General features: G+C 60.2%; 15 protein-coding genes. 9 read left to right on the forward strand and 6 right to left on the reverse strand.

Features of this window, described 5'->3' with window-relative positions; translation table 11 throughout:
• Window positions 1–136: 136 nt before the first annotated feature.
• From flhA to hypA, 6 genes are all read right to left on the reverse strand, one after another.
• The gene (flhA, locus tag ABLV07_RS24085) at window positions 137–2,209 is read right to left on the reverse strand and encodes a formate hydrogenlyase transcriptional activator FlhA (RefSeq protein ID WP_348853856.1); all 2,073 of its coding nucleotides are present in this window, start codon (window positions 2,207–2,209) and stop codon (window positions 137–139) included.
• Window positions 2,210–2,347: 138 nt separating this feature from the next.
• Complete coding sequence (hypE, locus tag ABLV07_RS24090) at window positions 2,348–3,358, reverse strand: hydrogenase expression/formation protein HypE (protein ID WP_032715700.1); 1,011 nt, start codon at window positions 3,356–3,358, stop codon at window positions 2,348–2,350.
• Complete coding sequence (gene hypD / locus ABLV07_RS24095) at window positions 3,355–4,476, reverse strand: hydrogenase formation protein HypD (protein ID WP_015703265.1); 1,122 nt, start codon at window positions 4,474–4,476, stop codon at window positions 3,355–3,357. The genes hypE and hypD overlap by 4 nt, the downstream gene beginning before the upstream one ends.
• On the reverse strand, window positions 4,476–4,748 hold the full coding sequence (locus ABLV07_RS24100) for a HypC/HybG/HupF family hydrogenase formation chaperone (protein WP_015370021.1): 273 nt from the start codon (window positions 4,746–4,748) through the stop codon (window positions 4,476–4,478). Before ABLV07_RS24100 ends, hypD begins: the two co-directional genes overlap by 1 nt.
• Window positions 4,739–5,611: a hydrogenase nickel incorporation protein HypB gene (gene hypB, locus ABLV07_RS24105; RefSeq protein WP_015370022.1), complete on the reverse strand. Its 873-nt coding sequence runs from the start codon at window positions 5,609–5,611 to the stop codon at window positions 4,739–4,741. Before hypB ends, ABLV07_RS24100 begins: the two co-directional genes overlap by 10 nt.
• A 6-nt stretch (window positions 5,612–5,617) precedes the next feature.
• On the reverse strand, window positions 5,618–5,962 hold the full coding sequence (hypA, locus tag ABLV07_RS24110) for a hydrogenase maturation nickel metallochaperone HypA (RefSeq protein WP_015370023.1): 345 nt from the start codon (window positions 5,960–5,962) through the stop codon (window positions 5,618–5,620).
• A 212-nt stretch (window positions 5,963–6,174) separates the two neighbouring features.
• Between hypA and hycA the strand changes: the two genes are divergently transcribed.
• The 9 genes from hycA to hycI all read left to right on the forward strand — a co-directional run bounded on the left by hycA (window position 6,175) and on the right by hycI (window position 14,000).
• A complete protein-coding gene (gene hycA / locus ABLV07_RS24115; protein WP_015703262.1) occupies window positions 6,175–6,624 on the forward strand; it encodes a formate hydrogenlyase regulator HycA in 450 nt (149 codons plus the stop codon).
• Window positions 6,625–6,706: 82 nt separating this feature from the next.
• Window positions 6,707–7,315 (forward strand): 4Fe-4S dicluster domain-containing protein, encoded by a 609-nt coding sequence (locus ABLV07_RS24120; protein WP_015370025.1) that lies wholly within the window; start codon window positions 6,707–6,709, stop codon window positions 7,313–7,315.
• Window positions 7,312–9,138 carry a formate hydrogenlyase subunit 3 gene (hycC, locus tag ABLV07_RS24125; RefSeq protein WP_032712401.1) on the forward strand — a complete coding sequence of 609 codons (1,827 nt, stop codon included), beginning with the start codon at window positions 7,312–7,314 and terminating at the stop codon, window positions 9,136–9,138. Before ABLV07_RS24120 ends, hycC begins: the two co-directional genes overlap by 4 nt.
• Before the next feature lie 2 nt (window positions 9,139–9,140).
• Window positions 9,141–10,064, forward strand: coding sequence for a respiratory chain complex I subunit 1 family protein (locus ABLV07_RS24130; protein WP_032708971.1), 924 nt, complete (start codon window positions 9,141–9,143; stop codon window positions 10,062–10,064).
• A 16-nt stretch (window positions 10,065–10,080) separates the two neighbouring features.
• The gene (gene hycE / locus ABLV07_RS24135) at window positions 10,081–11,790 is read left to right on the forward strand and encodes a formate hydrogenlyase subunit HycE (protein ID WP_015370028.1); all 1,710 of its coding nucleotides are present in this window, start codon (window positions 10,081–10,083) and stop codon (window positions 11,788–11,790) included.
• A 9-nt stretch (window positions 11,791–11,799) separates the two neighbouring features.
• Window positions 11,800–12,342: a formate hydrogenlyase complex iron-sulfur subunit gene (locus ABLV07_RS24140; protein WP_015370029.1), complete on the forward strand. Its 543-nt coding sequence runs from the start codon at window positions 11,800–11,802 to the stop codon at window positions 12,340–12,342.
• Window positions 12,342–13,109 carry an NADH-quinone oxidoreductase subunit B family protein gene (locus ABLV07_RS24145; RefSeq protein WP_015703259.1) on the forward strand — a complete coding sequence of 256 codons (768 nt, stop codon included), beginning with the start codon at window positions 12,342–12,344 and terminating at the stop codon, window positions 13,107–13,109. Before ABLV07_RS24140 ends, ABLV07_RS24145 begins: the two co-directional genes overlap by 1 nt.
• Complete coding sequence (locus ABLV07_RS24150; protein WP_015370031.1) at window positions 13,106–13,516, forward strand: formate hydrogenlyase maturation HycH family protein; 411 nt, start codon at window positions 13,106–13,108, stop codon at window positions 13,514–13,516. Before ABLV07_RS24145 ends, ABLV07_RS24150 begins: the two co-directional genes overlap by 4 nt.
• Window positions 13,509–14,000 (forward strand): hydrogenase maturation peptidase HycI, encoded by a 492-nt coding sequence (hycI, locus tag ABLV07_RS24155; RefSeq protein ID WP_020078101.1) that lies wholly within the window; start codon window positions 13,509–13,511, stop codon window positions 13,998–14,000. Before ABLV07_RS24150 ends, hycI begins: the two co-directional genes overlap by 8 nt.
• Window positions 14,001–14,322: the final 322 nt, after the last annotated feature.

A 14,322-nucleotide genomic window follows, 5' to 3' on the forward strand; every position in this document is an offset into this window, starting at 1 on the left:
GATGGGGCGCCGCGTTATTTTGTCGGATGGCGCTACGCTTATCCGACCTACGGTCCCGCGCGATTTGGTAGCCCGGAGAAGGCGCAATGCGCCGCCTCCGGGAGAATCTCCACGCTATGAGAGACATATCGCCGGGCTAGACTAACCGATCCTTATTAATGCCTAAACGCTTCATTCGCGACAGCAGCGTCGTGCGCTTGAGCCCCAAGCGCTGGGCGGCGCCTTTTGGCCCGGCCACCACGCCGTTGCTCTCTTTCAGTACCCGGACGATCAGCTGATATTCATCTTCGCCTTCCTCCGGCAGCACTCCCGGCGCCAGCGTCTCCTGTTCAATATGCATTTCCGGCAGCGACAGTTGCAGTACGTTGCCGCGGGTTAACAACACCGCGCGCTCGACGACGTTTTCCAGCTCGCGCACGTTGCCCGGCCACTCCATGCGCGAAAGCGTACGCAGGGTCTCCGCCGGAATACTGTCGATGTTGCGCCCCAGACGGCGGGCGATTTTGAAGGTGAACGCTTTCACCAGCAGCGGAATATCGTCCGGCCGTTCGCGCAGCGGCGGTAGGTGGATCGGGAACACATTGAGCCGATAGTAAAGATCGCTGCGGAATTCACGATCGATAACCATCTGTTTGAGATCGCGGTTGGTGGCGGCGATCAGCCGTACATCGGTCTGAATCAGTTTATTACTGCCCAGGCGTTCGAATTCCTGCTCCTGGAGAACGCGCAGCAGCTTCGGCTGCAGCTCCAGCGGCATATCGCCGACCTCATCGAGGAACAGCGAGCTTTTGTCCGCTAGTTCGAAACGGCCGATGCGCTGGGCGCTGGCGCCGGTAAAAGCGCCGCGCTCGTGGCCGAACAGATCGCTTTCCAGCAGGCCCGCGGGCATCGCCGCGCAGTTCATTTTCACCATCCGTCGGCCGTTGCGCCCGCTCAGGTTATGAATAGCGCGGGCAATCAGTTCCTTACCGGTGCCGGTTTCACCGAGGATCAGCACCGTACTGTCGCTCTGCGCCACCATCTCCACCTGTTTAAGCACGCTGTGCATCGCTTCGCTGCGACCGATGATTTCGCCGAACTCGCTTTCGACGTTGTTGAGCTGTTCAGTGAGCGCCAGGTTTTCATCCACCAGCCGTTCTTTCAGACGCTGGATCTCGCGGTAGGCGAGGGCGTTATCGATAGCTATCGATACGCGCTCGGCGATTTGCCGCAGCAGTTTAAGGTTGGTGGTGGTAAATACTTGCTCATCGCACTGCGCCAGCTTAAGTACCCCGAGCAGCGTATTGCCGGACATGAGCGGTAACAGGCACAGGGTCTGGATCTGGTTATCCCACATCTCGAAGAGCATTTTTTCATACGGCGCCAGCGAGTCATGTTCGTGCAGATTGAGTAACAGCATCTCTTTGCTCTTAAACACCCGCTCGGTTAGCGTGCCGGCTTCATCGACTTCGCTTTGGTCGTGGACCGGATGGCTGGCGTCGAGATAGTGGGTAGAGTAGATGTTGAGCTTGCCTTGGCGGTTGCTGCGCAGCACCACGCTGATGGCGTCGATGCGGAAATAGCGGTGGATCTCTTTCGCCACCTCGCTGACCAGCTCGTCAATATCGAGGCGCGACAGGACGGCGTTGGTGATGGCCACCAGGATGCGGAAGTTATCGCGCTCGTGGCACAGCAGGTCGTAATCGACGTTGTTGCTGACCCGGCTTTGGATCTGCTCGGTGACGACGGCGACAATCTGCGCGAAAGTATGCAGGCGCTGGTACTCTTTTTCGCTCCATGGCCGGTTGTCGTCGCGGATGAATTCACAACCGCCGAAAATGCGGCCTTCCGCCGCCAGCGGCAGCAGACAGTAGTAGCCGAATTCCGGGTAAATGCCGCTGGCGGCCAGCTGCGGCCAGGTTTCGGCGAAGGTCGCGTTGTCGCAATGTAGCGCGTCGGGGCGCGACAGCAGGCGGCGTACCGGGCCGTGCGCCAGTACGGTTTCATCTTCGTAGCTTGCCGGCTGCCCGGCGTCGTCGCAGGCGTACCTGGCGGCGCGATGGTTGCCGTGGTTCCACAAGATAATCGCCGCCCGGTCGGCAAGCGCGGATTGCTGCACCAGACGGGTTAGCGTTTCGCTCAGCGCGGCCAGATCGGGCTGCTGTAATAAAATACGGGTGATATCAAACAGACCCTGCTGCCCGAGATCGCCCATTGGTGTATACGACATTGCTTAAGTCCAAAAAGCGCCGCAGCGCGGCGCAGAATAAAGAGATGAATCAAATAATAGTCTGTTAATAAAACAATTGTTGCCGCCGTTAAGGTCGCCCCGATATGGCGACTGCTGCCCTCCGGACCCGTTCAGTGGTTAGCAAATTCTCGGCAGCGGTTCGGCGTGGGGAAGATCGAGCGTACGTTTAACGCCATATAACCCGACAGAGCGCACGCCGGCCCGCTCGACAACGTCGCCAATTATCGCGGCATTCTGTCCGAGCGGGTGAGACCGTAAATGCTCAAGTACGCGCGGCGCGGCTTCTCTGGCGACGGCAATCACCAGTTTACCTTCGTTGGCGAAATTCAGGGCGTCCAGCCCCAGCAGTTCGCAGACGCCGCGCACCGTATCGTTGACCGGCAGCTTCGCTTCATGCAGTTCGATACCGCAGCCGCTGGCGGCGGCGAACTCGTGCGCCACCGCGTTGACGCCGCCGCGGGTGGCGTCGCGTAGCGCTTTGATGCCCGGAATCTCTCGCAGGGTCTGGATAAGCGGCGTTAGCACTGCGCAGTCGCTGGATAACGCGCCGTCCAGCCCCAGCTGTTCGCGCAGGTTAAGAATGGTGGCGCCGTGATCGCCGAGCGTGCCGCTGACCAGCAGCACATCGCCGGCGCTAATCTGCTGCGCTCCCCAGTGAATATCGCCGGGGATGGCGCCAATACCGGCGGTATTGATGAATAATTTATCCGCTGCGCCGCGCGGCACCACTTTGGTATCGCCGGTCACAATGGCAATCCCGGCCTGCTGAGCGGTAGTTGCCATGCTGCGCACCACCGCTTCCAGCGTCGCCATCTCCAGCCCCTCTTCGAGGATAAACCCGCAGGAGAGATAGCGTGGCACGGCGCCGCTGACCGCCACGTCGTTGGCGGTGCCGCAGACCGCCAGCTTGCCGATATCGCCGCCGGGGAAAAACAGTGGGTCAATGACGTAGCTGTCCGTTGAGAAGGCCAGCCGATCGCCCTGGGCGGCAAGCCCGGCGAGATCTAAACGCGCCTGATCTTCCTGTTCGGCCAGCCAGGGGTTGGCGAAGGCCTGCATAAACAGCTCGCCAATGAGTTGCTGCATCGCCTGACCGCCGCTACCGTGAGCTAACTGAATGCTTTTCATGCTTTATTTTCCTGACTGCGATATTGATACCAGGCGGCGCAGGCGCCCTCTGAGGAGACCATCAGCGCGCCAAAGGCGCTCTGCGGGTTGCAGACGCGGCCAAACAGCGGACACTGGTGTGGTTTACAACGCCCGGTCAGCACTTCACCGCAGCGGGCGCGCGGGTCGTCGCAAACCCGCTGCGGCGCCGGGCGGAAATGGGCCTCGGCGTCAAAGCGTTGATAATCTGGCGTCAGGCAAACACCGGAATCGTTGATCGTCCCCAGGCCGCGCCATTCGCTATCGCCGCTCAGGCAAAAGACCTCGGCGATTGCCGCCTGCGCCAGCGCGTTACCGGCATCCGGCACCACGCGACGGTACTGATTCTCTACCTGACTGCGCTGCGCTATTTTCTGCTCAACCAGCATGATCACGCCTTGCAGTAGATCAACTGGTTCAAATCCAGCAACGACTAATGGCCGATGATAGTCGCTGGCGATGAAACCGTAGGCGTCGGTGCCAATCACCATACTGACGTGGCCGGGGGCGAGAAACGCATCGATACCGTTGTCCGGCTGGTCCAGCAGGCTGCGCAGCGTTGGCAGTAGGGTGATGTGCTGACAGAAAAAGTAGAAGTTGCCGACGTTGCGCTCGCGGGCCTGACGCAGCGTCAGCGCGGTGGCGGGCATGGTGGTTTCAAAACCGAGACCGAAAAACACCACCTCGCGCTGCGGATTCTGCTGCGCCAGCCGCAGGGCGTCCATCGGCGAGTAAACGATTCGCACATCGGCGCCGCGACTCTTCGCCTGCAGCAGCGACCCGTTTTTTCCCGGCACGCGCATTGCATCGCCAAAGGTGCAGAAAATCACTCCCGGACGGCTGGCTATCTCGATACACGCATCAATGCGGCCCATCGGCAGAACGCACACCGGGCAGCCGGGGCCGTGAATAAATTCAATATTGTTCGGTAATAGCTGGTCGAGGCCGAATTTGAAGATGGCGTGGGTATGGCCGCCGCAGACCTCCATCATCCGCAGCGGGCGGGCTTCACTGTAGTCCAGCAGCCGGGCGCGCTGCTGCAGATGTTCGACCAGCTGCAGCACCTGCTCCGGCGCGCGGTATTCATCAACAAAACGCATTATCGCTCCTCGCCGTATAGCAACGCGCCGACGTCCGGTTCAACCTCGAACATGTTTTGCAGCGCGTCGAGGGTATCGCGCGCTTCGGCTTCGTTAATCACGCTCATGGCGAACCCGACGTGGACCAGCACCCACTGGCCGATGCGCGGCTGGCCCTGTTCATCGACGGCGCCGACCAGGGTCAGATCGACTTCGCGCTGAATGCCGCACACTTCCACCTTCGCCATCACCCCGTCAATCGTGCGAATTTGCCCCGGAATGCCTATGCACATCGCTGCGTCTCCAGCCAGTTAAGCCACTGGTCCATGCCTTCGCCGCTGGTGGCGGAGAGCAAAATAATCTCGATATGCGGATTCACTTCCCGCGCGCAGGCGAGGCATTTCTCAACGTCAAAGTTGAGGTACGGCAGCAGGTCGACTTTGTTGAGCAGCATCAGGCTGGCGGCGGCAAACATATGCGGATACTTCAGCGGTTTATCTTCTCCTTCGGTGACCGACAGCACCGCCACTTTATGGCGTTCGCCAAGATCGAAGCTGGCCGGGCAGACCAGGTTACCGACGTTTTCGATAAACAGAATGCCGTTATCGCCAGCCGGCAGGCGCGCAGAGGCGTCGGCAATCATTTGCGCATCGAGATGGCAGCCCTTGCCGGTATTGACCTGAATCGCCGGCGTGCCGGTGGCGCGGATGCGCGCGGCATCGTTGACCGTCTGCTGATCGCCTTCAATGACCGCGCAGTCGACGATGCCTTTCAGGCGGGTCAGGGTTTCGGTGAGCAGGGTGGTTTTACCGGAGCCGGGACTGGAGACCAGATTTAGCACCAGTTGGTTATTCGCCGCGAAGCGCGCGCGGTTGCGCGCCGCCAGGCGGTTGTTTTTATCCAGCACGTCGATTTCGACTTCCAGCATCCGCCGCTGGCTCTGGCCCGGCGCGTGGGTGCCGGCTTCGCCGTGGCCGTAATGCAGATCGCCTTGCGCGCTGCGGGTCGGGGAGAAGTTATCGGTTTTCACGCCGGTGATGGTCATGGTCTGGCGCGGGGCGGGGGCGAAGGGGGCGCTGCGAAACGCCGAGTGCGGGTTATGTTCATCGCCTTCGATATAAAGGTTGCCTTCTCCGCAGCCGCATGTCGTACACATAATCTTTTACTCCAATTCTAAACGCTGAATCTGTAAGCCATCATCCGCCACGATCTGCAACTGGTCGTTATCGCAGTGCGGGCAGCGGCGGACGTGCTGAGAGACAAGATGCACATACTGCTGACAGCGTTCACACCAGCATTCAGCCTGTTGCTCGGCAATGTGCAGCGCGCAGCCTTCCGCCAGCGTGCCGCGGCACACCAGTTCAAAACAGAAGGTGAGGGCGCTGGCCTCCACGCAGGAAAACGCGCCGACCTTCAGCCACACGCCGGTGACCCGGCGCGCGCCGTTTTGCCGCGCCTGTTGCTCAATGATTTCCAGCGCCCGCTGGCTTAGCGTGATTTCGTGCATGTTGGCCTCCGTTAATACTATGGCGGCTATATGCAATAACGATGCCAGGAGACCATAAACGGCGGGGGAACTGTCGATGACGACGACGTGCGGCTGTCATCGACATGTCGTGATGGCGCGCGAGTTTTTAATAATTCCTTTAAATTCAAATAAATAAATTTTGGCATGGAAAATGCTTAACCGGTGCATCTCATGTAACGGGAGGATCCGGGATGACAATTTGGGAATTAAGTGAAAAGGCGGACTACATCGCCGATCGTCACCGCCAGCATCAGGAGCAGTGGCACACCTACTGCAACTCGCTGGTTCAGGGCATCACCCTGTCGAAAGCGCGTCTGCATCACGCGATGAGCTGCGCGCCGGACAAAGAGCTGTGCTTCGTGCTGTTCGGCCACTTTCAGGTATATGTCGCGCTGGCGGAAGGCTTTAACAGCCACACCATCGAATACTACGTAGAAAGCAAAAATGGCGATGACAAACGGCTGATCGCCCAGGCGACTCTGGATGCGGAAGGCGTAATTGACGGTCGCATCAGTAACCGTTCCCGCGAAGCGGTGCTGGAACACTACCTGGCGATCATCGCCACCGTCTATGACCGCCTGTATGAGGCCATGGAGCGTGACCAGCCGGTGGATTTAAACCATCTGGCGCAGGTCCATTAATTATGAAGTGTCGACAAGTGTCGAAACCGACACCTGCGCGGCCTGATTTCGTCAAAAGTGACTTTCACCCGAGGATGACCCGGTGAACCGTTTTGTAATTGCTGATTCCAGCGTCTGTATCGGCTGCCGCACCTGCGAAGCCGCCTGTTCCGAGACGCACCGCCAGTATGGCCTGCAAAGTATGCCGCGCCTGCAGGTCATGCGTAATGAAAAAGAGTCTGCGCCGCAGATGTGCCACCACTGTGAAGACGCGCCTTGCGCCGCGGTGTGCCCGGTCAACGCCATTACTCGCGTTGACGGCGCGGTACAGCTGAATGAAAGCCTGTGCGTGAGCTGCAAACTGTGCGGCATCGCCTGCCCGTTCGGCGCGATTGAATTCTCCGGCAGCCGCCCGTTGGATATTCCCGCCAACGCTAACACGCCGATGGCGCCCGCCGCGCCGCCGGCTCCGGCCCGCGTCAGCTCGCTGCTCGATTGGGTGCCTGGCGTTCGCGCTATCGCCGTGAAATGCGACCTCTGCCACTTTGATGAGCAGGGCCCGGCGTGCGTGCGGACCTGTCCGACCAAAGCCTTAGTGCTGGTGGATATTCGCGACATTGCTAAGTCCAGCAAGCGTAAGCGCGAACTGACCTTTAATACCGACCTCGGCGATTTGTCGCTGTTTCAGGCGCAACAAGGGGGCGTGAAATGAGCGTGGTTGCATTAGTGAATCAGGCGGTTGCCTGGTATGCCGCCAGCGCGGTGCTGGCGTTTTTATTTAGTTTGCGTAAACCGCTGAGCGGCGCGATTGCCGGGATCGGCGGCGCGGTCGCCAGCGCGATGTTAATCGTCGCCGGCTTCTCGGCGCTGATCGCGCCGGAGCGGATCAACGGCGGCATGCTGCAGTATCTGCATCTGGCGATGCGGGTGGGCGGGATTAACGCTCTGTGGCTGTTGGCTATCGGCCTGTCGGCGCTGCCGATTTCGCTGTTTAACATTTCCTGGCATCGTCATCCGCAGGTCAAATCCAACGGCCTGCTGGTTAACCTGCTGCTGGCTGCCGCCACCTGCGCGGTGGTGGTGACTAACTTCGGCAGCCTGGTGGTGATGGCGGAAATCATGGCGCTGTGCGCCGCGTTCCTTACCGGCTGCGCGCAGTCCGGCAAACTGTGGTTTGCGCTGGGGCGTCTCGGTACCCTGCTGCTGGCGTGGACCTGCTGGCTGGTGTGGTCGTTCTACGGCACTCTCGATCTGGCGGCGATTAGTCAGTTGGCCGCTGGCGCGCCGCAGAACATGGCGCTGTGGCTGCCGGGTCTGCTCGGTTTTGCCCTGCTCGCCGGGGTGATCCCGCTGCACGGCTGGGCGCCGCAGGCGCATGCGGGCGCCAGCGCCCCGGCCGCCGCGCTGTTTTCTACAGTGGTGATGAAGGTCGGTCTGTACGGCATCCTGACCGTGTCGCTGGCCGGTAGCGTGCCACCGCTGTGGTGGGGCGTGCTGCTGCTGGTGTTGGGAATGATTACCGCCTTTATCGGCGGGCTGTACGCGCTGATGGAACATAATATCCAGCGCCTGCTGGCTTACCACACCCTGGAAAACATCGGCATTATTCTGCTTGGCCTCGGCGCGTTCGTCACCGGTATTGCTACCGGCAATAATGCGCTGATGGTGCTGGGCTTTATCGGCGGCATGTACCATCTGATCAACCACAGCCTGTTCAAAACCACGCTGTTCCTTGGTGCGGGGGCGGTGTGGTTCCGTACCGGTCATCGCGATATCGAGAAGCTGGGCGGCATCGGTAAAAAAATGCCGCTGATTTCACTCGCCATGCTGGTGGGGCTGATGGCGATGGCCGCGCTGCCGCCGCTGAACGGCTTTGCCGGTGAATGGGTTATCTATCAATCTTTCTTCAAGCTGAGCACCGGCGAGGTGTTTATCGGCCGTCTGCTGGGGCCGCTGCTGGCGGTTGGCCTGGCGATTACCGGGGCGCTGGCGGTGATGTGTATGGCCAAAGTCTACGGCGTCACCTTCCTCGGCGCGCCGCGCAGTAAAGAGGCGGAAAACGCCACCTGCGCGCCCTGGCTGATGACCTTAAGCGTGGTGCTGGCCGCCGCGTGCTGTGTCATCGGCGGCGTGGCGGCGCCATGGTTGTTGCCGCTGGTCGGCCACGTTATTCCGGTTCCTGCGCAGGCTACAAGCGTCGTGTCGCAGCCGCTGATCGCCATTCTGCTGATTGCCTGTCCGCTGCTGCCGTTCCTGCTGATGATCTTCTTCAAAGGCGACCGCCTGCCGGCGCGCTCGCGCGGCGCGGCGTGGGTCTGCGGCTACGACCATGAACAAGCGATGGTGGTCACCGCCCACGGCTTCGCCATGCCGGTGAAAGAAGCCTTTGCGCCGCTGCTGAAGCTGCGTCACTGGTTGAATCCGGTACGGCTGGTGCCCGGCTGGCAGAACGCCGCCGCGCCCGCCTTGCTGCGCAGCGTGGCGCTGATCGAACTGGCGGTACTGGTGGTGATTGTGATTTCGCGAGGAGCCTGAGAGTGAACCTATTCGTTGCATTAATACAGGCGCTGGTACTGTTTGCCGTCGCGCCGCTGCTGTCCGGCCTGACCCGCGTTGCCCGCGCGCGCCTGCATAACCGCCGCGGGCCGGGGGTACTGCAGGAGTATCGGGATATCCTGAAACTGCTGGGTCGCCAGAGCGTGGGCCCGGACGCTTCCGGCTGGGTATTCCGCCTGACGCCGTTTGTGATGGTTGGCGTGATGCTAACCATCGCCGCCGCGCTGCCGGTGGTGACCGTAGATTCACCGCTGCCGGGGCTGGGCGACCTGATTACGCTTATCTATCTGTTCGCCATCGCCCGCTTCTTCTTCGCCATTTCCGGCCTGGATACCGGCAGTCCGTTCACCGCCATCGGCAGCAGTCGTGAAGCGATGCTCGGCGTGCTGGTCGAACCGATCCTGCTGCTTGGGCTGTGGGTCGCGGCGCAGGTTGCCGGCTCCACCCATATTAGCGCGATTACCGATACCGTTTACCACTGGCCCGCCGCGCGCAGCATCCCGCTGATCCTGGCGCTGTGCGCCTGCGCTTTCGCCACCTTTATCGAAATGGGCAAGCTGCCGTTCGATTTAGCCGAGGCCGAACAGGAACTGCAGGAAGGGCCGCTTTCCGAATACAGCGGCAGCGGTTTCGCGGTGCTGAAGTGGGGCATCAGCCTGAAACAGCTGGTGGTGCTGCAGATGTTCGTCGGCGTATTTATCCCGTGGGGACAGATGACCAGTTTTAGCGCGCCAGGCCTGCTGCTGGCGCTGGTGGTCGCCGTCGTCAAGCTGGTGGCGGGGGTGCTGATTATCGCGCTATTCGAAAACAGCATGGCGCGTCTGCGCTTTTGTGCCACCTCCCGCGTTACCTGGGCCGGGTTTGGTTTCGCCTTTTTAGCTTTCGTCTCCTTGCTGGTGGCGTGATTAAGAGAATTTGAGCATGTCTGAAGAAAAAATCGGTCAACACTATCTTGCGGCGCTGCATCAGGCCTTTCCTGGCGTGGTGCTGGATGAAGCCTGGCAGACCAAAGATCAGCTTACCGTCACCGTGAAGGTTAACTACCTGCCGGAAGTGGTCGAGTTCCTGTACTACAAGCAGGGGGGCTGGCTGTCGGTACTGTTCGGCAACGACGAACGTAAGTTGAACGGCCACTACGCGGTTTACTATGTGCTGTCGATGGAGCAGGGCACTAAGTGCTGGATCACCGTGCGCGTGGAAGTCGACGCTAATAAACCGGAATATCCGTCGGTGACCCCGCGCGTGCCGGCGGCGGTATGGGGTGAACGCGAAGTACGCGATATGTACGGTCTGGTGCCGGTGGGCTTGCCGGACGAGCGCCGCCTGGTGCTGCCGGACGACTGGCCGGATGAACTCTATCCGCTGCGTAAAGACAGCATGGACTACCGCCAGCGCCCGGCGCCGACCACCGACGCGGAGACCTACGAGTTCATTAACGAGCTCGGTAGTAAGAAAAACAACGTGGTGCCGATTGGCCCGCTGCACGTCACCTCCGATGAGCCTGGACACTTCCGTCTGTTTGTCGACGGCGAGAACATTATCGACGCCGATTACCGCCTGTTCTATGTCCATCGCGGCATGGAAAAACTGGCGGAAACCCGCATGGGCTACAACGAAGTGACGTTCCTGTCGGACCGGGTATGCGGCATCTGCGGCTTCGCCCACAGTACCGCCTATACCACCTCGGTGGAAAACGCGATGGGCATCGTGGTGCCGGAGCGCGCGCAGATGATCCGCGCCATTCTGCTGGAAGTGGAACGCCTGCACTCGCACCTGCTGAACCTTGGCCTGGCCTGCCACTTCACCGGTTTTGACTCCGGTTTTATGCAGTTCTTCCGCGTACGCGAAACCTCAATGAAGATGGCGGAGATCCTCACCGGCGCGCGTAAAACCTACGGTATGAACCTGATCGGCGGGATTCGCCGCGATCTGCTGAAAGAGGACATGATCCAGACCCGCCAGCTGGCGCAGCAGATGCGCCGCGATGTGCAGGAGCTGGTGGATATGTTGCTCAGCACGCCGAACATGGAACAGCGCACCGTCGGTATTGGCCGTCTGGATCCAGAAATCGCCCGCGACTTCAGTAACGTCGGCCCGATGGTCCGCGCCAGCGGCCACGCCCGCGATACTCGCGCCGATCACCCGTTCGTTGGTTACGGTCTGCTGCCGATGGAAGTTCACAGCGAGCAGGGCTGCGACGTGATTTCCCGCCTCAAGGTGCGTATCAACGAAGTTTATACCGCGCTGAATATGATTGATTTCGGTCTCGACAATCTGCCCGGCGGCCCGCTGATGGTGGATGGCTTCACCTATATTCCGCACCGCTTCGCGCTGGGCTTCTCGGAAGCGCCGCGCGGCGACGATATCCACTGGAGCATGACCGGCGACAACCAAAAACTGTACCGCTGGCGCTGCCGTGCGGCGACCTACGCCAACTGGCCGACCCTGCGCTATATGCTGCGCGGCAACACCGTCTCCGATGCGCCACTGATTATTGGCAGCCTCGACCCTTGCTACTCCTGTACCGACCGTATGACGGTGGTCGATGTACGTAAGAAGAAAAGCAAAGTGGTGCCGTACAAAGAGCTGGAGCGCTACAGCATCGAGCGTAAAAACTCGCCGCTGAAATAAGGAATCGCCATGTTTACCTTTATCAAAAAAGTCATCAAGACCGGCACCGCGACCCACTCCTATCCGCTGGAGCCGATGCCGGTGGATAAAAACTTCCGCGGCAAACCGGAACACAATCCGCAGCAGTGCATCGGCTGTGCGGCCTGCGTGAATGCCTGTCCGTCTAACGCCCTGACGGTAGAGACCGATCTGGCGACTAACCAGCTGGCGTGGCAGTTCAACCTCGGGCGCTGCATTTTCTGCGGCCGCTGTGAAGAAGTTTGCCCGACGGCGGCGATTAAGCTGTCGCAGGAGTATGAACTGGCGGTGTGGAAAAAAGAGGATTTCCTCCAGCAGTCGCGCTTTGCCATCTGTCACTGTCGGGTCTGCGAACGGCCTTTCGCGGTACAAAAAGAGATCGACTACGCTATCGCGCTGCTTAAGCACAACGGCGATACCCGCGCCGAACTGCACCGCGAAAGTTTTGAGACCTGCCCGGAATGCAAGCGTCAGAAATGCCTGGTGCCATCCGATCGTATTGAACTGACTCGCCACATGAGGGAGGCCAGCTGATGAGCAATTTATTAGGCCCGCGCGATGAAAACGGCATTCCGCTGCCGATGTCGGTGGATGAATCCATCGCCAGCATGAAGGCCTCGCTGCTGAAAAAAATCAAACGTTCCGCCTACGTTTACCGCGTCGACTGCGGCGGCTGTAACGGCTGCGAAATCGAGATTTTCGCCACCCTTTCGCCGCTTTTCGATGCCGAACGCTTCGGGATTAAAGTAGTGCCGTCGCCGCGCCATGCCGATATTCTGCTGTTTACCGGCGCGGTGACCCGCGCGATGCGTTCGCCGGCGCTGCGCGCCTGGCAATCGGCGCCGGATCCGAAAATCTGCATCTCTTACGGCGCCTGCGGCAACAGCGGCGGTATCTTCCACGATCTGTATTGCGTATGGGGCGGCACCGACAAAATCGTGCCGGTCGATGTCTATATTCCGGGCTGTCCGCCGACGCCTGCCGCCACGCTGTACGGTTTTGCGATGGCGCTTGGTCTGCTGGAGCAAAAAATCCATGCTCGCCAGCCGGGCGAGCTTGACGACCAGCCAACCGAATTGCTGCATCCCAACATGGTGCAGCCGCTGCGGGTGCGTATCGATCGCGAAGCGCGCCGTCTGGCCGGCTATCGCTATGGCCGCCAGATCGCCGACGACTATATGCGTCTACTGGGGCAGGGCGATAACCAGGTACTGCGCTGGCTGGAGGCGGAGAAAGATCCGCGTCTGACCGAGATCGTCACGCACCTGAATCAGGTGGTCGAGGGGGCGCGTATCCGATGAGCGAGACGGTGGTGTTCAGTCAGCTGAGCCGTAAATTTATTGATGAGAACGACGCGACGCCGGATCAGGCGCAGCAGGTGGTCTATTACAGCCTGGCGATTGGCCACCACCTCGGCGTCATTGACTGCCTGGAGGCGGCGTTAAGCTGCCCCTGGGAGGACTATCTGGCGTGGATCGGTACGCTGGAAGCGGGCAGCGCCGCGCGGCGCAAAATGGAGGGCGTGCCGAAGTATGGCGAGATCGTTATCGACAGCAATCACGTGGCGATGCTGGCTAACGCCTTTGATAAAGCGCAGTCCGCGCAGACCCCGCAGCAGCAGGCGTGGAGTAAAACCCTGCTCAGCATGCTGCACGATATTCACCAGGAAAGCGCCATCTATCTGATGGTGAGGAGACTACGTGACTGACGTTTTACTGTGTGTCGGCAACAGCATGATGGGCGATGACGGCGCAGGCCCGCTGCTGGCGGAAATGTGCGCGGCCAATCCGATCGGCGGCTGGGTGGTGATTGACGGCGGTAGCGCGCCGGAAAACGATATCGTCGCCATCCGCGAGCTGCGCCCGACCCGGTTGCTGATCGTCGACGCGACCGATATGGGGCTCAACCCCGGCGAAATCCGCATTGTCGATCCGGACGATATCGCCGACATGTTTATGATGACCACTCACAATATGCCGCTTAACTATCTTATCGATCAGTTAAAAGAGGATGTTGGCGAGGTGATTTTTGTGGGCATTCAGCCCGATATAGTCGGTTTCTATTACCCGATGACTCAGCCTGTGAAAGACGCCGTCGCGACGGTATACGCGCGGCTTGATGGCTGGCAGGAGCAGGGCGGTTTTGCCGCGCTGGAAGCGGCCGAGGAGCAGGCGTTCCCCGGCTTGTGCTAATGCTTCGCCGGGCTATAAATGGTACGGACCGTTGATATTGTTATCGTTTTGCAACCGTTTGGGTCCGGGAAAAACACGTGTTTTGTGTTAATTCAGAGCACATTGCGCTCCCGATATTTTTTCTGCGTTATGGCTCTCATGGCGCAGGGAGCGCACAGGGGGCGGCCAGTCGCCGCCGCCCCCTGTACCCCCGGGCTTTGGCCGCCAAAATCGCCACTTCGTGGTGCCTTCGACTTATCCCGGCAGGCTTCGGGTCGGGCCGAGGCTGCGTCCATGCAAATCACGGCCCTCAGCCCGCATCCATGCGGGCTGCCCCAGCCTG

This window comes from Klebsiella sp. CN_Kp097 (genome assembly GCF_040064495.1).
Taxonomy (GTDB): domain Bacteria; phylum Pseudomonadota; class Gammaproteobacteria; order Enterobacterales; family Enterobacteriaceae; genus Klebsiella; species Klebsiella aerogenes.

Excerpts from the sequence above, each read along its gene's own strand:
- hypE (WP_032715700.1), bottom strand. The coding sequence starts at position 3,358 with ATGAAAAGCATTCAGTTAGCTCACGGTAGCGGCGGTCAGGCGATGCAG.
- hycC (WP_032712401.1), top strand. The coding sequence starts at position 7,312 with ATGAGCGTGGTTGCATTAGTGAATCAGGCGGTTGCCTGGTATGCCGCC.
- hycA (WP_015703262.1), top strand. The coding sequence starts at position 6,175 with ATGACAATTTGGGAATTAAGTGAAAAGGCGGACTACATCGCCGATCGT.
- hypD (WP_015703265.1), bottom strand. The coding sequence starts at position 4,476 with ATGCGTTTTGTTGATGAATACCGCGCGCCGGAGCAGGTGCTGCAGCTG.
- flhA (WP_348853856.1), bottom strand. The coding sequence starts at position 2,209 with ATGTCGTATACACCAATGGGCGATCTCGGGCAGCAGGGTCTGTTTGAT.
- ABLV07_RS24150 (WP_015370031.1), top strand. The coding sequence starts at position 13,106 with ATGAGCGAGACGGTGGTGTTCAGTCAGCTGAGCCGTAAATTTATTGAT.
- ABLV07_RS24140 (WP_015370029.1), top strand. The coding sequence starts at position 11,800 with ATGTTTACCTTTATCAAAAAAGTCATCAAGACCGGCACCGCGACCCAC.
- hypB (WP_015370022.1), bottom strand. The coding sequence starts at position 5,611 with ATGTGTACGACATGCGGCTGCGGAGAAGGCAACCTTTATATCGAAGGC.
- ABLV07_RS24100 (WP_015370021.1), bottom strand. The coding sequence starts at position 4,748 with ATGTGCATAGGCATTCCGGGGCAAATTCGCACGATTGACGGGGTGATG.
- hycE (WP_015370028.1), top strand. The coding sequence starts at position 10,081 with ATGTCTGAAGAAAAAATCGGTCAACACTATCTTGCGGCGCTGCATCAG.
- ABLV07_RS24145 (WP_015703259.1), top strand. The coding sequence starts at position 12,342 with ATGAGCAATTTATTAGGCCCGCGCGATGAAAACGGCATTCCGCTGCCG.
- hypA (WP_015370023.1), bottom strand. The coding sequence starts at position 5,962 with ATGCACGAAATCACGCTAAGCCAGCGGGCGCTGGAAATCATTGAGCAA.